This is a genomic window from Rhizobium sp. TBD182 (assembly GCF_001950375.1).
Taxonomy (GTDB): domain Bacteria; phylum Pseudomonadota; class Alphaproteobacteria; order Rhizobiales; family Rhizobiaceae; genus Agrobacterium; species Agrobacterium tumefaciens.
Genome location: NZ_BDLN01000005.1, coordinates 137,860 through 159,276, shown reverse-complemented (window position 1 = coordinate 159,276; position 21,417 = coordinate 137,860). Strand labels below are relative to the sequence as shown.

20 protein-coding genes are annotated in these 21,417 nt (G+C 59.3%); 13 read left to right on the top strand and 7 right to left on the bottom strand.

Features of this window, described 5'->3' with window-relative positions; genetic code table 11:
• Positions 1-32: 32 nt before the first annotated feature.
• The 7 genes from T18_RS16700 to T18_RS16670 all read left to right on the top strand — a co-directional run bounded on the left by T18_RS16700 (position 33) and on the right by T18_RS16670 (position 7,176).
• Entirely contained in the window at positions 33-1,397 is a 1,365-nt protein-coding gene (locus tag T18_RS16700; protein WP_013636540.1) for a glutamine synthetase family protein, read from the top strand.
• An 18-nt stretch (positions 1,398-1,415) separates the two neighbouring features.
• Positions 1,416-2,804, top strand: a complete 1,389-nt coding sequence (locus tag T18_RS16695; RefSeq protein WP_013636539.1) for an aldehyde dehydrogenase family protein — start codon at positions 1,416-1,418, stop codon at positions 2,802-2,804.
• Positions 2,801-3,946: an iron-containing alcohol dehydrogenase gene (locus T18_RS16690; protein ID WP_003513312.1), complete on the top strand. Its 1,146-nt coding sequence runs from the start codon at positions 2,801-2,803 to the stop codon at positions 3,944-3,946. Before T18_RS16695 ends, T18_RS16690 begins: the two co-directional genes overlap by 4 nt.
• Before the next feature lie 9 nt (positions 3,947-3,955).
• On the top strand, positions 3,956-4,339 hold the full coding sequence (locus T18_RS16685; RefSeq protein ID WP_038491669.1) for a hypothetical protein: 384 nt from the start codon (positions 3,956-3,958) through the stop codon (positions 4,337-4,339).
• A 161-nt stretch (positions 4,340-4,500) separates the two neighbouring features.
• Entirely contained in the window at positions 4,501-5,217 is a 717-nt protein-coding gene (locus T18_RS16680) for a ParA family protein (protein ID WP_038491666.1), read from the top strand.
• Between the two features lie 59 nt (positions 5,218-5,276).
• Positions 5,277-5,924 (top strand): TetR/AcrR family transcriptional regulator, encoded by a 648-nt coding sequence (locus tag T18_RS16675; RefSeq protein WP_038492891.1) that lies wholly within the window; start codon positions 5,277-5,279, stop codon positions 5,922-5,924.
• Positions 5,925-5,970: 46 nt separating this feature from the next.
• Positions 5,971-7,176: an MFS transporter gene (locus T18_RS16670; protein ID WP_019565262.1), complete on the top strand. Its 1,206-nt coding sequence runs from the start codon at positions 5,971-5,973 to the stop codon at positions 7,174-7,176.
• A 70-nt stretch (positions 7,177-7,246) separates the two neighbouring features.
• On the opposite strand, the gene T18_RS16665 is transcribed toward T18_RS16670, so the two are convergent.
• Positions 7,247-8,638 carry a L,D-transpeptidase family protein gene (locus T18_RS16665; RefSeq protein WP_003513302.1) on the bottom strand — a complete coding sequence of 464 codons (1,392 nt, stop codon included), beginning with the start codon at positions 8,636-8,638 and terminating at the stop codon, positions 7,247-7,249.
• A 156-nt stretch (positions 8,639-8,794) separates the two neighbouring features.
• Here T18_RS16665 and T18_RS16660 point away from each other — a divergent pair, with 156 nt between their 5' ends.
• The 3 genes from T18_RS16660 (at position 8,795) to T18_RS16650 (ending at position 10,500) form a co-directional block, all read left to right on the top strand.
• The gene (locus tag T18_RS16660) at positions 8,795-9,628 is read left to right on the top strand and encodes an aldose 1-epimerase family protein (RefSeq protein ID WP_038491663.1); all 834 of its coding nucleotides are present in this window, start codon (positions 8,795-8,797) and stop codon (positions 9,626-9,628) included.
• Positions 9,629-9,770: 142 nt separating this feature from the next.
• Complete coding sequence (locus T18_RS16655) at positions 9,771-10,109, top strand: TIGR01244 family sulfur transferase (protein WP_003513297.1); 339 nt, start codon at positions 9,771-9,773, stop codon at positions 10,107-10,109.
• Between the two features lie 49 nt (positions 10,110-10,158).
• On the top strand, positions 10,159-10,500 hold the full coding sequence (locus T18_RS16650) for a RidA family protein (RefSeq protein WP_003513295.1): 342 nt from the start codon (positions 10,159-10,161) through the stop codon (positions 10,498-10,500).
• Between the two features lie 210 nt (positions 10,501-10,710).
• On the opposite strand, the gene T18_RS16645 is transcribed toward T18_RS16650, so the two are convergent.
• From T18_RS16645 to T18_RS16630, 4 genes are all read right to left on the bottom strand, one after another.
• Positions 10,711-11,475, bottom strand: coding sequence for a HugZ family protein (locus T18_RS16645; RefSeq protein ID WP_038491660.1), 765 nt, complete (start codon positions 11,473-11,475; stop codon positions 10,711-10,713).
• A 67-nt stretch (positions 11,476-11,542) separates the two neighbouring features.
• Entirely contained in the window at positions 11,543-13,210 is a 1,668-nt protein-coding gene (locus tag T18_RS16640) for a thiamine pyrophosphate-binding protein (RefSeq protein WP_038491656.1), read from the bottom strand.
• Positions 13,207-14,409: a CaiB/BaiF CoA transferase family protein gene (locus tag T18_RS16635; protein ID WP_038491653.1), complete on the bottom strand. Its 1,203-nt coding sequence runs from the start codon at positions 14,407-14,409 to the stop codon at positions 13,207-13,209. The genes T18_RS16640 and T18_RS16635 overlap by 4 nt, the downstream gene beginning before the upstream one ends.
• A gap of 100 nt (positions 14,410-14,509) precedes the next feature.
• Positions 14,510-15,481: an alpha/beta hydrolase gene (locus T18_RS16630; protein WP_173865425.1), complete on the bottom strand. Its 972-nt coding sequence runs from the start codon at positions 15,479-15,481 to the stop codon at positions 14,510-14,512.
• Positions 15,482-15,608: 127 nt separating this feature from the next.
• Here T18_RS16630 and ettA point away from each other — a divergent pair, with 127 nt between their 5' ends.
• The 3 genes from ettA (at position 15,609) to metF (ending at position 19,342) form a co-directional block, all read left to right on the top strand.
• Positions 15,609-17,258: an energy-dependent translational throttle protein EttA gene (gene ettA, locus T18_RS16625; RefSeq protein WP_003513287.1), complete on the top strand. Its 1,650-nt coding sequence runs from the start codon at positions 15,609-15,611 to the stop codon at positions 17,256-17,258.
• Between the two features lie 163 nt (positions 17,259-17,421).
• Positions 17,422-18,435, top strand: a complete 1,014-nt coding sequence (locus T18_RS16620) for an ArsR/SmtB family transcription factor (RefSeq protein WP_019565268.1) — start codon at positions 17,422-17,424, stop codon at positions 18,433-18,435.
• A gap of 1 nt (position 18,436) precedes the next feature.
• A complete protein-coding gene (metF, locus tag T18_RS16615; RefSeq protein ID WP_013636527.1) occupies positions 18,437-19,342 on the top strand; it encodes a methylenetetrahydrofolate reductase [NAD(P)H] in 906 nt (301 codons plus the stop codon).
• A 465-nt stretch (positions 19,343-19,807) separates the two neighbouring features.
• On the opposite strand, the gene T18_RS16610 is transcribed toward metF, so the two are convergent.
• Both T18_RS16610 and T18_RS27750 read right to left on the bottom strand, forming a co-directional pair.
• The gene (locus T18_RS16610; protein ID WP_038491650.1) at positions 19,808-21,034 is read right to left on the bottom strand and encodes a lytic murein transglycosylase; all 1,227 of its coding nucleotides are present in this window, start codon (positions 21,032-21,034) and stop codon (positions 19,808-19,810) included.
• Positions 21,035-21,156: 122 nt separating this feature from the next.
• On the bottom strand, positions 21,157-21,417 hold a 261-nt coding region (locus T18_RS27750), incomplete at its 5' end, for a GH25 family lysozyme (RefSeq protein ID WP_323455236.1).

Below are 21,417 nucleotides of genomic sequence, written 5' to 3'. Positions count from 1 at the left end.
GCCTGCTCGCCACATGAAAAGGGATGGACAAAATGACGAGCTATACATTCGACGCGCTGAAGATGGATGTGGCCGAAGGGCGCATCGACACGGTTCTGGCCTGCCTTGTCGACATGCAGGGGCGTCTGATGGGCAAACGGTTCCAGGCGGAGTTTTTCGTTGAAAGCGCCTTTGAGGAAACCCATAGCTGCAACTATGTGCTTGCCACCGACATGGAGATGGAAACCGTTCCCGGTTACAAATCCTCAAGCTGGGAAAAGGGCTATGGTGACTATACGCTGAAGCCCGACCTTTCGACGCTGCGGAAGGTGCCGTGGCTGGAAGGCACGGCGCTGGTTCTGTGCGATGTGCTCGATCACCACACCCATGAAGAAGTGCCGCATTCGCCGCGCGCGCTGCTGAAAAAGCAGGTGGCGCGGCTGGAGGCGATGGGGCTGAAGGCCTATATGGCGACCGAGCTCGAATTTTTCCTGTTCGACCAGACTTTCGATGCGGCACGCGCCAGCGGCTACAGGGACCTGAACCTCGCCAGCGGCTACAACGAGGATTATCATATCTTCCAGACGACCAAGGAAGAGGACGTCATGCGGGCGCTGCGCAAGGGCCTGCAGGGTGCGGGAATTCCGGTCGAGAATTCCAAGGGCGAGGCGTCTCCCGGTCAGGCGGAAATCAATGTGCGTTATGCCGAGGCGCTGACTATGGCCGACCGGCACGCCATCATCAAAAACGCCACCAAGGAGATCGCCTGGTCGAAGGGTAAGGCGGTGACGTTCCTTGCCAAGTGGAACTACAATGCCGCTGGCAGTTCCTCGCATATCCACCAGTCGCTGTGGAGCCTGGATGGCAAGCCGGCTTTCCTCGACAAGGATGGCGAACACGGCATGTCGGATGTGATGCGGCATTATGTTGCCGGGCTTCTGGCGCATGCCAGCGACATCACCTATTTCCTGGCGCCCTACATCAATTCCTACAAGCGGTTCATGGCTGGCACCTTCGCGCCGACCAAGGCGATATGGAGCCTCGACAACCGCACGGCAGGATACCGCCTTTGCGGCGCGGAAACCAAGGGCATCCGTATCGAGTGTCGTGTCGGCGGGTCGGATCTCAATCCCTATCTCGCCATGGCCGCCCTTCTTGCGGCGGGCATTGACGGCATTGAAAATAAACTCGAACTTGAGCCCGCTTTTGTCGGTGACGCCTATGGCGGGAAGGACGTGCGCGAGATACCCAAGACATTGCGCGACGCGACCGCCTTCCTGGACGGATCGAAAATGCTGCGTGAGGCCTTTGGCGACGACGTGGTCGATCACTATGTGCATGCCGCAAGGTGGGAGCAGGAAGAATACGACCGCCGCGTGACCGACTGGGAAGTGGCGCGCGGTTTCGAGAGAGCCTAATCATTACGGGAAAACATCATGACCATGATCCAGAATATCTCGCCCATCGACGGCTCGGTTTATGCCGAGCGGGAGGCGATGTCGCTGGAAGCGGCGCGCGCCGCCGTTTCTAAAGCGCGCAAGGCGCAGAAGGACTGGGCGCGACGTCCGCTTGAGGACCGTGTTCAGCTGGTTCTCAAGGGTGTGGCGCGCCTTAATGAAATGGTGGCCGAGGTGGTGCCGGAACTGGCGCATATGATGGGCCGCCCGGTTCGTTATGGCGGCGAGTTCAAGGGCTTCAACGAGCGCTCCAATTATGTCGCCTCCATTGCGGCGGATGCGTTGGCGCCGCTCGTCATCGAGGAAAGCGGCAATTTCGAACGCCGCATCGAGCGCGAAGCACATGGCGTGGTCTTCGTCATCGCGCCGTGGAACTATCCCTACATGACGGCGATCAATACCGTTGCCCCGGCTCTGATGGCCGGCAACACAGTCGTCATCAAACATGCGGCGCAAACGCTTCTCGTCGGCGAGCGGATGGTGCGGGCTTTCGTCGAGGCGGGCGTGCCTGACGATGTCTTCATCAATGTCTTCCTCGATCACGGCACGACCTCGGCGCTGATTTCCGAAGGCCTGTTCAATTTCGTCAACTTCACCGGTTCGGTGGAAGGCGGCCGAGCCATCGAGCGCGCTGCTGCCGGCACCTTCACCGGTCTCGGGCTTGAACTCGGCGGCAAGGACCCCGGCTATGTGATGGAGGATGCTGATCTCGACGCTGCCGTCGATACGCTGATGGATGGCGCGACCTATAACTCCGGGCAATGCTGCTGCGGCATCGAGCGTATCTACGTCAACGAAAACCTCTATGACGCATTCGTCGAGAAGTCCGTGGCGTGGGTGTCCAATTACAAGCTCGGCAATCCGCTGGAACAGGAAACGACACTCGGGCCGATGGCCAACAAGCGTTTCGCCAAGGTGGTGCGCGCACAGATCGCTGATGCCGTCTCAAAGGGCGCCAAGGCTTTGGTCGATCCCAAGCTTTTCCCTGCCGATGACGGCGAGAGCGCTTACGTCGCTCCGCAAGTGCTCGTCAATGTCGATCATTCCATGGAGTTCATGACCGAAGAAACCTTCGGCCCCGCTCTTGGCATCATGAAGGTGAAGAACGACGACGAGGCCATCGCCCTGATGAATGACAGCAAATATGGCCTCACCGCCTCGCTCTGGACGCAGGATGCAGCGCGTGCCGGGCGTATCGGCCGTGAGATCGAAACCGGCACCGTGTTCATGAACCGTGCGGATTATCTCGATCCGGCGCTCTGCTGGACAGGTGTGAAGGAAACGGGCCGTGGCGGCTCGCTCTCCGTTCTCGGTTTCCAGAACCTGACCCGACCGAAATCCTACCATCTGAAGAAAGTCACGAAATGAATATCGTCGCCAACTGGAGCTATCCCACCGCCGTCAAGCTTGGCCGTGGCCGGATCAAGGAACTGGCGGAAGCCTGCAAGACGCTCGGCATCAAGAAGCCGCTTCTCGTCACGGATCGCGGCCTTGCCAATATGGCGATTACCGCGCATGCGCTAGATGTACTGGAAGAGGCTGGGCTCGGCCGGGCGATCTTCGCCGACGTCGATCCGAACCCCAACGAAATCAACATGGAAGCCGGCGTAAAAGCCTATCGCGATGGCGGCCATGACGGCGTCGTCGCCTTCGGCGGTGGTTCCGGCCTCGATCTTGGCAAGACCATCGCATTCATGGCCGGGCAGACGCGCCCGGTCTGGGATTTCGAGGATATCGGTGACTGGTGGACACGGGCGGACGCCTCGAAGATTGCGCCCATCGTCGCGGTTCCGACGACGGCGGGCACCGGTTCGGAAGTTGGCCGCGCCAGCGTCATCACCAATTCGCAGACCCATGTGAAGAAGATCATCTTCCATCCGAAGCTTTTGCCCGGCGTCGTCATCTGCGATCCGGAGCTTACAGTCGGCATGCCGAAGGTCATCACGGCAGGCACGGGCATGGACGCCTTTGCCCATTGCCTCGAAGCCTATTCGTCGCCGTTCTTCCATCCGATGAGCGCCGGCGTTGCGCTTGAAGGCCTGCGTCTGGTCAAGGAATTCCTGCCACGCGCCTATAAGGACGGCACGGATATCGAAGCGCGCACCAATATGATGGCGGCGGCTGCGATGGGGGCGGTTGCCTTCCAGAAGGGTCTTGGCGCCATTCACTCGCTCTCGCATCCGATCGGCGCTGTCTATAACACCCATCACGGCATGACCAATGCGGTCGTTATGCCGGCCGTGCTGCGTTTCAACCGCCCGGCCATCGAAGACAAGATTGCCCGCGCTGCCGCATATCTCGGCATTTCGGGCGGTTTCGATGGTTTCTATGATTATGTGCTGGAGCTTCGCAAGGAACTCGGCGTGCCTGATAACCTGACCGCCATGGGCATTAAGCCTGACCGCATTGACGAACTGGCGGCAGAAGCGATCAAGGATCCGAGCTGCGGCGGCAATCCGGTGCCGATGACGCTGGAGAATACCAGGAAATTGTTTGAGGACTGCTTTTAAAGGGTAGTTATGGCAGCCATGAGATTTTCAGTTTTTTCGCCATTGCTCGCAGTGGCGTTTCTAAGCCTGCCCCTTGTGGCGCAGGCCGCTTCTTTCAGGGAACTTTCCGGTCAGGGTTACAAAGTCGGAGCTCTGTCGAGCACGAAGGCGGGAATCCGGGGATGGAATTTGTCCAGGGGTTCAGACCGCTATTTCTGTGAAATGCGCGCGACTATGGCGTATTCTGGAAAGAACGGCATGGTGTCCTTCACCAGCGCCGGACGCATGATTACGCTTGATCGTGCAACCGTTGAGAAAAGGCTGGGCAGTTCCCTGAACTTGCCGAAGTACGAGGATCTAAAAGCCGGCCGCCTGCGCGCGGACGATGTGGGTTCCTGCCGAAAGCTGGCGTGATCAATCAGATGGCAAAAGTCCGCGATTTATCGCGGGCTTTTTGTTGTCCACACAAACGATCTTAGTCTTTTCTTAACCATGTTCGTTAAGGTTATGGAAAGCACCATGATTGGTTCGGTGCATGAATGAGCATGAAACGGCTCTGATCATCAGGGGATATCATGCCTGTCATTACTTTTGCCAACACCAAGGGCGGCGCGGGAAAAACAACTGCCGTATTGCTTCTGGCAACCGAACTTGCCCGCAGCGGCCACCGCGTAACGGTTCTGGATGCCGATCCGCAATTGTGGATTTCCCGCTGGCACGAATTATCAGGCGAGATCGAAAATCTCTCGGTAATTTCGCATGTCACGATGGCGTCCCTCGAGGGGCATATCCGCGAAAACAATGCCAATACCGACTGTTTCATCATCGATCTGCCGGGAGCGAAAAACCCGCTTCTGACCATGGCGCTTGGTATTTCCGACCATGTGCTGATACCGGTGCAGGGCTGCGCCATGGATGCGCGTGGGGCTGCCGAGGTTCTTGACCATATCGAGTTCCTGAACCGCAAGATGGGCAAGGCGATCGCCCATTCCATCGTGCTGACGCGGGTCAACGCCATGGTGGCGACGCGCTCGCTGCTGCTCGTCAAAATGCTGCTGGCCGAGAAGAACGTTTCGGTCCTGAATACGCCGATTGTCGAAAGAGCGGCCTATCGCGATATCTTCGATTATGGCGGGACGCTTCTCTGTCTCGACAAGGACAAGGTCAGCAATATCGACAAGGCGGTGGAGAATGCGAAAGCATTCGCGAGCGAGGTGCTAGGCCTTTTGCCGAAACGCCTATCGCGGTTCGGTACGCAACCCGCGCGCTTTTTCACCCGCAAGGCGGCTTGAAAACACTTCCAATGCCCGGACTGCTGGAGGTGCGGGCATTATTTTTGCTTGATTTGGAAATGATCATTTCCTATATTGCGATCATGACCGATACCAGCCACACCAATTCCCCGGAACAACGCCATCGCGGCAGGCCGCGCGAGTTCGATATCGACCGCGCGCTTGATGGAGCAATCCGTGTTTTTTCTAGGCGCGGGTATCACGCCACCTCTGTCGGTGATCTTACCGATGCGATGGAACTGGCGCAGGGCAGTCTCTACAAGGCTTTCAAGGACAAGAAATCCATCTTCATCGCGACGATGGAGCGCTACAGGATCTTGCAGACGGAGCGGTTTGAAGCCGCCGTTGCCGGTTACGATACCGGTTACGAGCGTTTGCGATCCGGCCTGATGTTTTATGCGGAACGGTCGCACGGTGCCACCGGTTCGGATGGATGCCTCGTGGTTGGCGCCGCCGCCGATCTTGCCGCACTGGACGACGATATCGCTGTCGTGGTCGAGCGGGCGGTGAAGGCGAGGGAGCGGATCGTTGCCCGGCTGGTGGCTGAGGGGCAGAGGGATGGTTCCGTGCAGTCGAAGACTGATCCCGATGATCTCGCCAGAGCGATGTTGTGCATGATGTACGGGATGCGGGTGGTGGGAAAGACCGGGCGCAGTCTGGAAGAGATGACGGCCGTGGTGGATATCGCCCTGAAACTTGCCGAATAATTTTGTGGCTATTTAGGAAACATTCGTTTCCATATTGGAGAAAATGATGACGACGCGTGTAGTTGAAGGGGAGGATGTTTACGAAACATCCATTTCCCCGGCCCTGACTTTTCTACTGGCTACCGCCTGCGGACTGATTGCGGCTAATCTTTATTATGGCCAGCCCCTTGCCGGCATCATCGGGGCGGAGCTTGGCCTGTCTGCCGGCGCAACCGGTCTGATCGTGACCCTGACGCAGATCGGCTACGGCGTCGGCCTGCTGTTCGTCGTGCCGCTTGGCGATCTGGTCGAGAATCGCAGGCTGGTCGTCAGCACCGTTTCGATGGCGGTGCTTGCGCTCCTCGCGGCGGCTTTTGCCCCGCATGCGGCACCTTTTCTGATTGCGGCCTTTCTGGTCGGTATCAGTTCGGTCGCGGTGCAGGTTATCGTTCCCTATGCGGCGCACATGGCGCCGCACGCTGTTCGAGGGCGGGTGGTCGGCAATGTCATGAGCGGATTGATGGCCGGTATCATGCTGGCGCGCCCGGTTTCCAGCCTCCTGTCGGAAGTGGTCTCCTGGCGCGGTGTGTTCCTGACTTCGGCTGGCGTCATGGCAATTCTCGCCGTTGTGCTCTATCGCCTTTTGCCCGTTCGTGTGCCTGAGGCAAGGCTGGGTTATGGGGCGTTGATGGCCTCCATGGGCAGGCTTGCCGCCCATACGCCTATCCTGCGGCGGCGGGCGATCTATCACGCCTTCCTGTTTGCTGCCTTCAGCCTGTTCTGGACGACGACGCCGCTTTATCTGAGCGGGCCGCATTTCAATCTCAGCCAGGGCCAGATTGCGCTGTTTGCCCTTGCCGGTGCAGCAGGCACCGTCGCCGCGCCGATTGCGGGGCGCATGGCTGACCGGGGCTGGACCTATGCCGCTACTTTTGCCGCGATGGTGGCAGCGGCGCTGTCATTCGCCGTCACGCATCTTGCGCCGGAAGGATCGCATCTGGCACTCGGCATTCTCGTGGTCGCCGCCATCGTTCTCGATTTCGGCGTCACCACCAATCTGGTGCTGGGTCAGCGCGCCATCTTCACGCTCGGCGCCGAATTCCGCAGCCGTCTGAACGGCGTCTACATGGCGACATTTTTCATGGGCGGTGCGATTGGCTCTGCCGTCGGCGGCTGGGCCTATTCCGTCGGGGAATGGGGTGCTGCGTCCTGGGTCGGCTTTGCTCTACCAGCGGCGGCGCTGCTTTACTTCCTGACTGAAAAGCGCGGATAACATCCATCAACGAAAAAGCCCGGCGGAATGGCATCCGCCGGGCTTTTGCAATTCGTTTTTGCGGTCAATCCTATTCCGCGAATTCCACCACGACGCCGGGTCGGACCATTTTTGCCAGCTCCGTCGCATCCCAGTTGGTGAGGCGGATACAGCCGTGGCTGTTGGTCTTGCCGATCTTCGAGGGTTCCGGCGTGCCGTGGATACCGTAGGTCGGTTTGGACAGGGCAATCCAGACCGTGCCAACAGGGCCGTTTGGACCGGGCGGAATTTGCAGGATCTTGTCGTTCTGGCCCTGCCTGAAGTTGATCTTCGGATTGTAGGTGTAACCCGGATTAAGCGCGACGCGCTCGACGGTGTGCGTGCCGCTTGGCGAGGGCGTGTCGGTAGAACCGATGGTGGCGGGATAAGCGGCGATCAGAGCGCCATCCTCTCCGTAAGCGAAGACCTGCTTGATGCCCTTATGCGCGACGATGCGGGCCACCTGTCCCTTTTTGGGTTCCCCCGGATTGACCACCTTGATGATGGTGCCGGGCACGGAAAAATCGATGCCGGGGTTCAGTTCTTTCAGATAGGTCTCGTCCATGTGGAAGCGCTCGGCCAACGCCTCCGACGTGGAGGTGAAGGAGAGGGCGGGTAGCTGCGACTTCTCGGCATAGTCATCCGGAATGGAAGCGACATAGGGGCCGGCTGCATCGGCTGCGGTGATCGTATAATCGACGATCGGCATGCCGCCGGAGGCGCGCAGACGCTCGAGAATGTCCTCGGAATTGTTCGGGTCGAGCTTTTCGCCGGTCATGTCCTGCCAGGCGGCAATCGCCTTGTTGACGTTGTCGCCCATCTTGCCATCGATCACGCCGGGCGAGATGCCTTCGCGGTCGAGGAAGGTCTGAAGTGCCACGATCTCCTGGCGAGACCTGTTGACCGGTGTGGTGACGGGCGTGTGGCGCTCAATCAGGTGCTGCGGCTGCGGAACGGCAGCCGTGGTGCTTTCTTCGGGCATCGGCTGGTTGAGCGGCGCGCTTTCGACAGCGCCCGGGCCGGGAACCGAGCCGGTATAGACATCGTCACCGGAACCATTGCCGCGATATTCGCGGTAATCGCGCACGCTTCCATTATCCTGATAACCGTAATCGCGCTGCGGCTCACGATATTCACCGCCGGGGGCGGGGGGGTAATAGGTTGTGTCGCGCTGCTGTACCTGTTGCCGCTGCTGATAGCCTGACGGCATTTCAGTGGCCAGCAGATTGCCGTACCGGTCATAAAATACCGTGCGGCCCATATTGTCGCGACTGATGACGATGTCGCCACGTTGGGGCACGAAATCGAGAACACGGCCATCCGGCGTCACCAGAACCGGCTGTTCCTGATAGCCATAACGCTGCTGCGCGCCAGCCTGTAGAGGCGCGCAGACCGCCGCCAAGGCAATCGCCAGACCCAGAGCTGCGTTAACAAACTGTTTCACGATTCTGCTATCCCTTACTTCGTTCACCGATAAACACACCGTAATCTTGACCCTATTGTGAAAAAGGTGAATTCACGGTTAAAGCAATCTTAATTTACGTCACGGTTAGTAGCGTTTCCGTGATTATTGCGCTTTTACTGCCACAGGGAGGTTGTCTTGCGTTCGTTTCAGGCCGGCAAATCGCCACGCATTTTCCTCGATGAAACCTCCGTTTTCGATATTGGCGCCTGTGTTGTCGATGGTATCGACATCGCGCCCGGCCGTGCCATTCCAGATGATGGCGATCCGCGCATCGACCATTCGCTGGAAGGCTTTCTGTTCACCTGCGGTCCCGATCATATCCGCCATCCCGAACCGATCAGCGGTGAGGGCGAGGGGCGTCGATATCCTTTGCATGGGTCCTTCTCCGCGCATCCCGCCAAGATAGTTGCCTTCGACGTTCATGAGTCCAATGCATTGGCGCGTGCCGAGGTTCCCGTGAACCTTGCCGATGGTGGCACGGCCCTTCTCGAACGGACATGGCGCATCGATGGCGAACGCGGCGAAGTCAGCCTCGATGACCGGATCGTCAATACGAGTTCGCGGCCGATCCCGGTCTTTCTGATGTACCACATGAATGTTGGCGCGCGGTTGTTTGACGAGGCCGTTCGGCTGGAAGGTGCCATGCTCGATGGCGGTGGTCATGGCTGGCGCTTTGGCGAGGAGCCGGGCACGGTGTTCTGTGTTTCCGCCGGTCAGGACGAATGGGCGGAACTTGCGCTCGGTCCGATTGCCGCAATTGGCGGCAAGACGCTGAAAGTACGTTTCGGCACGGAGACGTTGCCCTATCTGCAGATGTGGCGGAACCAGAAGGATCCGGCCAATGTGCTTGGCATCGAACCGGTTTCGCACCGCTGGGTGGGGCGCGGCGAGCTTGAGGCCGCCGGCGAGTTCAATATGCTGCAGCCGGGCGAAAGCCGCTCCTATGGTCTTCGCTTTTCCATCCTCTGAATAGGGGACTGAATGGCGTACCGAATGAAGGCGCCGCATCATTGACGCAAGGGTTTTGAGCCCTTACATCGGATGCGGATTTCAGACAGTGGCGACAGCGTGCCAGCGGCGCCAAGGCGCCGGTTTAAGCGGAGGCATTATTATGGATATCAGGCGCATAGACGACGAATATTCGGTCACGGGACAGATCAGCGTTGCCGATCTCGACGAGGTCAAGGCACTCGGCTTCAAGTCGATCGTCTGCCACCGCCCGGATGGCGAAGAAGAAGGCCAGCCGCTTTTCGCCGATATTGCCGAGCGTGCCGAACAGCTTGGCCTGACCATCGTGCATGTACCGGTTGGCCGCTACGGCGTCGATGCGGATGCGGTTACCGGCATGGTGGATGCGCTTGACGAATTGCAGCGCCCGATGCTCGGCTATTGCCGTTCCGGCGCGCGCTCGACCGCGATCTACGAAAAGACCCACCACCTGCGCGGCTGATTTTCCGCGGATAATTCGATTTTCTAAAGCCAATCAACAGGAGTTTTCCATGACCATCAAGCGTATCGAACCGGGCAAGCGCATGAGCGGCGCCGTCATCCACGGCAACACCGTTTATCTGGCCGGCCAGGTCGGTGAGGGCGTGTCCGTGACCGATCAGAGCAAGTCGGCGCTGGCTGAAGTCGATCGTCTGCTGGCCGCTGCCGGTTCCGACAAGTCGAAGATCCTGCAGACCATCATCTACCTCTCCGACATGTCCACCTTCGGCGAAATGAACGCCGTCTGGGAAGGCTGGATCGACCCGGCAAACCCGCCGGCCCGCGCCACCAGCGAAGCGGCGCTTGCTACTCCGGACTACAAGGTTGAGTTCATCGTTACCGCTGCTCTCTGAGTAACGGTTTGATTTTGAAAAAGGCCGGGTTGCGGAATGCAGCCCGGCCTTTTTTGTTGGGAAAATTCGAAACGCTCGTTTTGTCATCCTCGGGCTTGTTCCTAGGATCCAATCACTTATCGCAAATTGATAGGTAGCAGATGCTAGGGGCAGGCCCGAGCATGACGGAGGAGAGGCGATTGTCCCAGGTTTGTGAATCGCTTGCGCCCATCACTTCACTGGCTGGGCGAGCGCCTTCTCAAGCTGCTTCAACGTCCTCACCCGTTCTGCAAACCACAGCCGTGCCAGGTCGTTGGCTGAGGCGAGGTCGATACCATCAGGGTCTATGGAAGTGATTTTCCAGCGTGCGGTTTTCGCACCCGCAAGAGCGGCCAGCCGTGATGCCTCGCCCTTGATGGCGTTGAGGCGCGCGGCCTCGTCCGCTGCCGCAGCCATCAGCTGTTCCGCGCCGGAAAGGTCACTGCGCAGATCGGCAGGTGTGATGTTGCTGGCGTTGCGGGCCGGGCCACCATTGATCTGAACGCCCTCTGTCCGCAGCCGGTAGAGCCTTGTATCGGGAAGAGAGAGGTAGAGTTTTGCCTTGGGATAGCGGTCGATGTAGCGCTGTCTGGCAAGCGGCACTTCTTCCGGATCGATCAGTTCCGCCTTGCCTACCAGTGTCAGCCGCGGCAGCGTCAGCGCGTCGCCCTTGCCGAAGGGGGCAAGTGTCAACGAGATGCGCGGGTCGGCCTCCATGTTGCGGGCATGCAGCGTCAGGCCCGCCGCGAAGAAGAACGGCTTACCATCCGGCTCGATGCCGATATTGGTGGCGGTCGTATAGGGATAACCGCTGACCGGATCGAGGGTCGCGAGCGCCGCCGTGCGGGATGTGTGCAGGACATCGCGTGCCACGCGCACGGCCTCGAATGGCGCACCGGCCGAAGGTTCGATCTTTGCGCCGCGTGGGGTGATGACGGGAGGGGCTGCATCCGGCATGTCGTTTCCTAACCTGTATGTTCTAGTCAGGATTTACACCATGCCGGAGCCATGTCCATGCGCAATATCAGGTCCGGCTTCTGATCTGGGTCAGCGTGCGGGTTGGCGTGATCGCTTCGGCATCCAGCTTCACCTCGATGATGGCGGGCTTGCCGCTTGCCCGGGCGCGTTCGAAGGCGGCGGCGAAGTCTTGCGTCTTTTCGACCGTTTCGCCGTGGCCACCATAGGCCTTGGCGAAGGCCGCGAAATCCGGGTTGACGAGATCGGTGCCGCTGACGCGGCCGGGATATTCCCGCTCCTGATGCATGCGGATCGTGCCGTAGGTACCGTTATTGACCAGCACGGTGATGATAGGCAGTCCATACCGCACGGCGGTGATGAATTCCTGCCCATGCATCATGAAGCAGCCATCACCGGCAAAGCAGATCACCTCGCGCTCGGGAAACAGGTGCTTGGCGGCCACGGCCGCCGGCAGGCCGTACCCCATCGAGCCGGAGGTCGGCGCCGATTGAGTGTTGAAGCGGCGGAAGCGGTGGAAGCGGTGCACCCAGGTGGCATAGTTGCCCGCGCCATTGGTGAAGATGGCATCATCCGGCACGTTGGCCTCGATCCAGTCCATGATCGGACCCATCTGCACCGCGCCCGGACCGGTCTGCGGCGGTGTCGACCAGGTAAGGTAAGCCGAATGCATGGTGGCCGTGCGGTCCGCCCAGGCGGCGTTATCGGGGAGCGTTACGGAAGAAAGGGCGGCGACGAAATCATCCGGTGAGGCGCAGATTGCGAGATCGGGGCGATAGACGCGGCCAAGCTCTTCGGCTTCCGGGTAGATGTGGACAAGTTTCTGCGACGGGTAGGGAATGTCGATCAGCGTGTAGCCGGAGGAAGGCATTTCCGAGAGGCGACCGCCGAGCAGCACCACGAGGTCGGCTTCCTTGATTTCCTTCGCCAAGGCCGGGTTGATGCCAATTCCGACATCGCCCGCGTAAGATGGGCTCAAGTGATCGAACAGCATCTGGCGACGGAAGGAGCAGCCGACGGGCAGTTTGTTCCTTTCGGCAAAAGCCGTGAAGCTTGCGACGCTTTCTTCGGACCAGCGTGTGCCGCCGATGATGAAGATTGGCCGCTTGGCCTCGCCCAGCATTTTTGAGAAAGCGGCGATCTGCGACGGGCCGGGATGCGCTTCGACCGGGGTATAGGGCTTTGCCTTGGGGGCTTCAACCTCTTCAACCAGCATGTCTTCGGGTAGCGTCAGCACCACGGGGCCGGGGCGGCCGGAGGTGGCGACGGCAAAGGCGCGGGTGACGAATTCCGGAATGCGGCGCGCATCGTCGATCTCGCCCACCCATTTGGCGAATTCGGTAAAGGCGCGGCGATATTCCACTTCCTGAAACGCCTCACGCTCGCGGGCTTCGCGCTGTACCTGGCCGATGAACAGGATCATCGGAATGGAATCCTGCCTTGCGATATGCAGGCCGGCCGAGGCGTTGGTTGCGCCGGGACCGCGCGTTACCATGCAGATGCCGGGTTCGCCGGTCAGCCTGCCCCAGGTGTCGGCCATCATGGCAGCGCCGCCTTCCTGGCGGCAGACCACGGTTTCAATGCCGCTTTCATAAAGCGCGTCCAGCACCGCCAGATAGCTTTCACCGGGAACGCAGGAAACGCGGGAGACGCCATTGGCTTTCAGCGCTTCGACGATCAGTTGTCCGCCTGTTCTTTTCATTCCGGTTGCTTTCATGGCGTCGTGGTCCTTTCGATGTTTTCCAGTTCGGCCAGCACTTGCGCCTGATGCTCGCCAAGCTTCGGGCTCGGGCGTTCGTAACGCAGCGGCGTCTGTGACATGATAATCGGTGTCCGCACACCGGGGATGACGGTGCCATCCTGCGCCTCGAGATCAACACGCAGGCCGCGTGCCTGAACCTGTGGATCGGCGAACATTTCCTCGATGGAGTTGATTGGCCCGGCCGGTACGGCGTTCTGCTCGCAAGCGGTCAGAAGATCGCGCTTCTGCCATTTCAGCGTTTCGGTGGAAATGATCTGCCGGACCTCGACCTTGTGCGCCACGCGGGCCTTGTTTGTCGCGTAACGCTCGTCATCGGCAATCGCGCCAATGCCGAGAATATTGCAGAGGCGGCGGAACTGGCCGTCATTGCCGACCGCGAGGATCAGGAAACCATCAGCCGTCGGCACCACCTCATAGGGGGAAATATTCGGATGGGCGTTGCCGAGCCTGACGGGGGCATTGCCGGAAATCAGGTAATTCATATTCTGGTTGGCGAGCACGGCCGACTGCACGTCCAGAAGCGCCATGTCGATATGCTGGCCTTCACCTGACCGCATGGCGTGGATCAGCGCGGCCTGAATGGCTGACACGGAATAGATGCCGGTGAAGATATCGGCAACGGCAACGCCCGCCTTCATAGGCTGACCGTCGGGTTCGCCGGTGATCGACATGAAACCGGACATGCCCTGCACGATATAGTCGTATCCGGCGAAATCGGCATAAGGCCCCGTCTGGCCAAAGCCGGTGATGGAGCAATAGATCAGCTTCGGATTGAGAACCCTGAGACTCTCATAGTCGAGGCCATATTTGGCAAGTCCGCCGCGTTTGAAATTCTCGATGACAACATCGGCGGTTCGCACGAGCCGCCGCACCAGCGCACAGCCTTCCGCCGTCTTGAGATCGGCGACGATGGAGCGTTTGCCGCGATTGGTGGCATGGTAATAGGCGGCGGAGAGGTTTTCACCATCGGCGCTTTCGACAAAGGGCGGACCCCATGCGCGGGTATCGTCTCCACCTTCAGGGTTCTCGACTTTGATGACATCCGCACCCATATCGGCCAGCATCTGCCCCGCCCAGGGACCGGCCAGAACACGCGCCAGTTCGATGACGCGAATGCCTGATAGTGGCGGTTTCCTGTTCGGCGTTTCGGTCATTTGTCCCCCGGTGTTTTCTGCTTGCCGGTTTATAGACGTCTCCCCGCATTGCCGCATGTGATTTTATCTCATGGACTTATTCCGTTTCGGCAAAGGCTCGTCAGTTGCCAACGATGCGGCTGCACCATGCGGCGAAATCCGCAGCCACGGCATGCCAGCCGATCTCGTTCAGGGTTTCGTGGCGCATGCCCCGATAGATCGTGTGTTCTACATGGCCGAAACCCGCTTCGCGGAAGCGTTCGGCAAGCCAGACGATCTCCTTGCCGTCATTGGTCGCGGCATCCTGATCGCCGCTGACAAGCAAAATCGGCAGCGTCTTCGGCAGGCGTTCGATGAGCCTCGGCGCACGATAGGACAATTCAAAAACATCCTGCCACAGGGAGACGCTGGCCTCGAACTGGCAAAGCGGATCCTCCACATAAGCGTCCACCGCTGCCCTGTCATGGCTCAGCCAGTCCGCATGAGTGCGTTTTTCCGGCATTCTGGCATTCCAGGCACGGAAGGTTGCTTTGGGCAGGATGGCGCTCGGCACATCAGAGCCTTTCAGCATCTTTTCAAGGCGCAGCACAATCTGTGCAAGACGGCCCATGACACCGGGATTGAGGTTGGAATTCCAGATGGACAGACCATCAAAGGCATCCGGATGGCTGACGGCGGTGTTGAGCGCCACAAGGCCGCCCATGGAATGGCCGAACAGGATGACCGGCAGGCCGGGATGTCTTTCGCCGACCATCCGGCGCATCGCCATGACATCGGCAACGACCTTCTCGGCTCCGTCCTTCCAGGCGAAGCGGCCAATCGGCGCATCGGCAGCCTTTGTGCGGCCATGGCCACGATGATCGTGGGCATAGACCTCGAAACCCTGCTTTGCCATGACATCGGCAAAACGGCGGTAACGGCCGGCGTGCTCCACCAGGCCGTGGCAGATCATCAGCACGCCGCGCGCCGGAGAAAGGGCAGAGGGCTGGTGGCGAAAGGCGATGGATGCGCCTGATGGAGCGTCGAGCCTCTCAATCCGGCTGAACGTCAAGTCATCCGTCGTCTCATTCATGCTTTCGCCCGTGCCTGCCATGGTATCCCTTGTCATAATCATGGGGTCATAATCGTGCCAGAGGTTGCCCCAAGGTCCTATTTACCCTACATAGCGGCAAATTTCCCGATACGTACTCTTTAAAATCCGATGTGGAGCATTCGCTACAATGGCACGTCAATTCATCTATCACATGGCCGGGCTGAACAAGTCCTATGGCGCGAAGAAGGTTCTTGAGAACGTCCATCTCTCCTTCTATCCCGATGCCAAGATCGGTATCCTCGGTCCGAACGGTGCCGGTAAGTCGACCGTTTTGAAGATCATGGCCGGTCTCGACAAGGAATATACCGGTGAGGCCTGGCTCGCTGAGGGTGCGACGCTCGGTTATCTCGAGCAGGAGCCGAAGCTCGACGAAAACAAGACCGTGATGGAAAACGTCATGGAAGGTGTGGCGAGCAAGACGGCAATCGTCGACCGCTACAACGAGCTGATGATGAACTATTCCGACGAAACGGCGGATGAGGGCGCAAAGCTTCAGGACATCATTGACAGCCAGAACCTGTGGGATCTGGAAAATCAGGTCGAAATGGCCATGGATGCGCTGCGTTGCCCGCCTGGCGACTCGGCAGTAACCGGCCTTTCGGGTGGTGAGCGTCGCCGCGTGGCGCTCTGCAAGCTGCTGCTTTCGCAGCCTGACCTGCTGCTGCTCGACGAACCGACCAACCATCTTGACGCTGAAACCATCGCCTGGCTCGAAAAGCACCTGCGCGACTATCCCGGCGCCGTGATGATGATCACCCACGATCGCTACTTCCTCGACAACGTCACCGGCTGGATTCTCGAACTCGACCGTGGCCGTGGTATTCCCTACGAAGGCAACTATTCCGCCTATCTGCAGGCAAAAGCCAAACGCATGCAGCAGGAATCCCGCGAAGACGCCTCGCGCCAGAAGGCCATCAGCCGCGAACAGGAGTGGATCGCTTCCAGCCCCAAGGCTCGCCAGACGAAGTCCAAGGCGCGTATCCGCGCTTATGACGAACTGGTGGAAGCCGCTGAAAATCGCCGTCCCGGCGACGCGCAGATCGTCATTCCGGTCGCCGAGCGTCTGGGCCGTGTCGTTATCGAGGCGGAAAACCTCACAAAGTCCTATGGTGACCGGGTTCTGATCGAAAACCTCACCTTCAAGCTGCCTCCGGGCGGCATCGTCGGCGTCATCGGCCCGAACGGTGCGGGTAAAACCACGCTGTTTCGCATGATCACCGGTCAGGAAAAGCCCGATAGCGGTTCGGTGACCATTGGTGAGACCGTGCACCTTGGTTACGTCGACCAGAGCCGCGATACGCTGGCGGGTGACAAAACCGTCTGGGAGGAAATCTCCGGCGGCAACGACATCATCAAGCTCGGCAAGTTCGAAACGAACTCCCGCGCTTATTGCGGCGCCTTCAACTTCAAGGGCGGCGATCAGCAGCAGAAGGTCGGCAACCTCTCCGGTGGTCAGCGTAACCGCGTTCACCTTGCCAAGATGCTGAAGGCAGGCGGCAACGTGCTGCTGCTCGACGAACCGACCAACGACCTTGATACGGAAACGCTGGCAGCGCTCGAAGAAGCGCTGGAAGCCTTCGCCGGTTGCGCCGTTATCATCAGCCACGATCGCATGTTCCTCGACCGTCTGGCCACTCACATCCTCGCCTTCGAGGGTGACAGCCACGTGGAATGGTTCGAAGGCAACTTCGAAGACTATGAAAAGGACAAGGTCCGTCGTCTCGGCCCGGAAAGCATCAAGCCCGGCCGCGTCAGCTACAAGCGCCTGACGCGCTAATCCTGTTCTCGGATCACTTCAGAAAGGCCCGCCCAAAAGCGGGCCTTTTTTGATGCAATAAATGGGGCTTGAGGGGAGAGCGTGGCAAATTGCGCTTGCATCTCGCGTGACGCCGACATAAAGATATCTTTATATGTTGATTAGATTGCAAGGTGCGGCAGACGTGGCGTTCGGTTTGGATAAATTGGTGGATCTCTTGAAGGCGGCCGGCGAGCCGACGCGCTTTCGCTTGCTGGCGCTTCTGGCGGCCGGCGATCTGACCGTCACCGATCTCACCGAAATTCTCGGCCAGTCGCAGCCCCGTATTTCCCGTCATCTCAAGCTTTTGACGGAAGAAGGGTTGATCGAGCGCTATCAGGAAGGCGCCTGGGCCTATTTCCGCCTGCGGCAGGATGGCGAGCCCGCCGTTGTTATCAGGCAGCTGCTGGGCGCCGCATCGCCCTCTGACGCCGTTCTCCAGCGCGACAGCGAACGCCTTGCCACCGTCAAGCGGGTAAGGGCGGAGCGGGCGCAGGATTATTTCAGCCGCAATGCCTCCGCCTGGGACGAGCTGCGCCGCCTGCATGTGAGCGACGAGGCCGTGGAAGGGGCATTGCTGAAGCTGGTCGGAACCACCCCGATCGACTCTCTGCTCGATCTCGGTACCGGGACGGGCCGCATCCTCCAGCTTCTGAGCGGCATCTACCGCCGGGCAATCGGGGTCGATGCCAGCCGCGACATGTTGTCGGTGGCGCGCTCCAATCTGGACAAGGCGGGCGTGGTCAATGCATCCGTTCGCCATGGCGATATTCTCAACCTGCCGCTGGAAGGCCAGGATTTCGATCTGATCGTCATCCATCAGGTTCTGCATTTTCTCGACCAGCCGGAGATCGCGCTTTCCGAAGCCGCCCGCATGCTGCGTCCCGGTGGCCGGCTGATCGTCATCGATCTTGCACCCCATTCCTTCGAGCATCTTCGCGACGAGCATGCGCATGTGCGGCTCGGCTTTTCGCATCCGCTTATGGATGAATGGCTGAAAAAGGCCGGGCTCGTGCTCGACCGTGCCGTCGATCTTCATTCTGAACGGGCGTCCGATGAATCCTTGGACGTCACGATATGGGTTGCCCGCGACCAGCGGCTGCTGATGGCAGACGATGTGGTGCAAGAGGCCGTTTTACTTGCTGCCGGGAGGGCATGATATGTTGAGGTCGGAAACCGCGCGCCACAATGGCGAAATCCGGGGGGATATCCGGTTATCTTTCGAGTTTTTCCCGCCCAAGAACCCCGAGATGGAGAACCAGCTCTGGGAAACGGTTGCCGAGCTGAAGAAATGGGATCCGGATTTCGTCTCCGTCACCTATGGCGCGGGCGGTTCCACCAAGGCGCCGACGCTGGATGCGGTGCGCCGGATGATCGGTGACAGTCATCTGCCGACCGCCGCGCACCTGACCTGCGTGGATGCCAGCCGTGACGACGTGCATCAGGTCGTTGAAGAGTTTCGCAATGCTGGCGTTCGCCATTTCGTGGCGCTGCGCGGCGATCCGTCGACCGGTATCGGCACGGACTACAGGCCGCATCCGCAAGGTTACGAGAATGCCGCCGCCCTGGTGAAGGGGCTACGCGATATCAGCGATTTCGAGGTTTCCGTTTCTGCCTATCCCGAAAAGCACCCGGAGAGCGCCAGCGATGCGGTCGATATCGATATGCTGAAGCGCAAGGCGGACAATGGCGCAACGCGGGCGCTGACGCAGTTCTTCTTCGATAATGACGTGTTCGAGCGCTACATGGAGCGGGTTACGGCTGCGGGCATCACCATTCCGGTGGTTCCGGGTATCATGCCGATCCAGAACCTGACTCAGCTCAAGCGTTTCGCCGGCCGCTGTGGTACCAGTGTGCCCAGTTTTCTGGATGAGCGTTTTGCAGGTTATGATGACGATCTCGAGGGACGCGCCCGCGTTGCGGCGGAAGTTGCTGCCGAGCAGATCGCCGATCTTCAACGGCGCGGTGTCAACGAGTTCCATCTCTACACCATGAACCGTGCGCCGCTGGTCGATGCGGTGCTTGAGAACCTCGGTCTTGAGCGTTTGCGCCGCAGCGCCGCCTGATTTCAGATATCCCATTTACGACAGGAAAAAAGCGCAGGCCCGACAGGACCTGCGCTTTTCAAACTCGTGTCATCTACGGTTCTTTTCTGCGTTTGGTCTTCACGTCTCGTCAGATGAAAAGCATCATCGCTACGAACAAAAACGCCAAACCGACTGCCAAGGCATTGAGAGATTTTGTAAGTCCCATGGGTGCCTCCTGTTGTTGACAGGTTCGATAATATGACCGTTTTGTGGCACTTGAAAAGCGGTTTCTGTGATGCGGTGCAGCATGCTTTGTGGCCGCTTAAAAAAGTAACTTCTGTAATTCGTTGAAAATAAAAGATTATTTTCTCATCACGCAGTGCTTCATATCTTTAAAAAAAGTAAATGACCGGGGTGTTATCCCCAGTCATCCGGTCGAGATTAACAGTTTAAGCCTTGATTCCGGCCGATAGATTAAAGGCCCGAAGGTGCGATTAACACAGGTTAAAGCGCCTGGAGAAGTGCCTGGGTCGGCCATCCATCCGCAGGGATTCCGAGACGCTGCTGTTCCTTCTGGATGGCGACGCGGGTGCCGGAACCGAGAATTCCATCCACCTTGCCAACATCGTGGCCGCGCGCTTCAAGCTTGGTCTGCAACTCTTTCATCGTCGCGTCATCGAAGCCCGGATCGGGATTGCCCTTGTTATAAACAGGGGCGCCCATCAGACGGTTGGCGAAATAGGCAGCCGAGGTCGTGTAGATGAACGACTGGTTCCATTCCAGATAGATGTTGAAGTTGGGATAGGTGAGGAAGGTCGGTCCCTTGCGGCCCTGCGGCATGATGAGGGCTGCGGGCAGGGAGGCGAAATTTTTGTTACCGTCGCGCGGGGTCACGCCAAGGGTAAACCAGTCACCGGCGGTAAGCGAACCGCCGAGGCCGGATTTCTCCCAGGGCAGGTTTTCCGGTACGGAAACTTCCTGCATCCAGGGTTCGCCCCTCTTGAAACCGAGGTGCTGGATGAATTTCGCCGCCGTGAGGATCGCATCCGGTGCGCTGTTCTTGACGTTGACATGGCCATCGCCGTCACCATCGATGCCGAAAGCGATGATGTCCTTGGGCAGCATCTGTACCTGGCCGATTTCACCGGCCCACGCACCCGTGTTGGACGTGGGGTCGAGATCGCCGTGCTGGACCATTTCGATGAGGGCCAGCAATTGCGGACGGAAGAGTTCCGGGCGGCGGCAATCGTGCGAGAGGGTCACCAGCGCGTTACGGGTGTTGAAATCGCCCTGGACGGCACCGAAATCGGTCTCCATGGCCCAGAAGGCAGCAATGACGCCAGCCGGTACGCCGAATTCGTTCTCGGCACGGGCAAAGGTCGATGACAGCTCCTGCAGCTTCTTGCGGCCGATATCGAGACGGGCCTGGCTGACGGTGCGCTGGGAAAATTCGAGGAAGGTCTGGCGGAAGACGCCCTGTGCGCGGTCACGCGAAAGCACTTTGGGGTCTATCTGCGCGCCGGCCAGCGCCTTTTCGATGGCAGCCGCCGGAACACCCTTGGCAGCGGCCTCAGCCTTCACGCCCTCAAGAAATGCGCCGAGATCACCGCCGCAGGCAACCTGCTTTGGATCGTCAGGCGAGGCCACAGGCGGTGTGGCAAGGGCGGAGCCGGTGGAGAGAAGCGACAGAGCGGCGGCAAAAATGATGCTGCGCGACCGAAAAGTGGGCATGGGAATTTCCTCGATAGGTTGTTAGCCCGCTTTACCCACATGTTTGCGACAAAAAAACGGGTCCAGCGATCTGCCAGTGCAGAAGAACGCCGATTTTTCGAATGTGTTGCTTCTTGGCCGTATTATTTGGCCGAAGCGATCCATTTCCGCCAGTTTTTCTCACTTCCGGCGAAGACATTGATGTCGGTTGGGCCGTTGACGCCGGGCACGACGCCGGTGGCCGTATATTGCCAGAAGGCCCACTGCCGGTCTTCGTAAATCTTGGCGGGATGCGCGGCCACGGAGCGCACCCAGAAATGGTAATTCTTGAACTGGCCAACGAGGTTGTCGCGGTGGAAGTCGACCGAGGTGTAGATGATCGGGCGCTTGCCGTAATGGGCCTC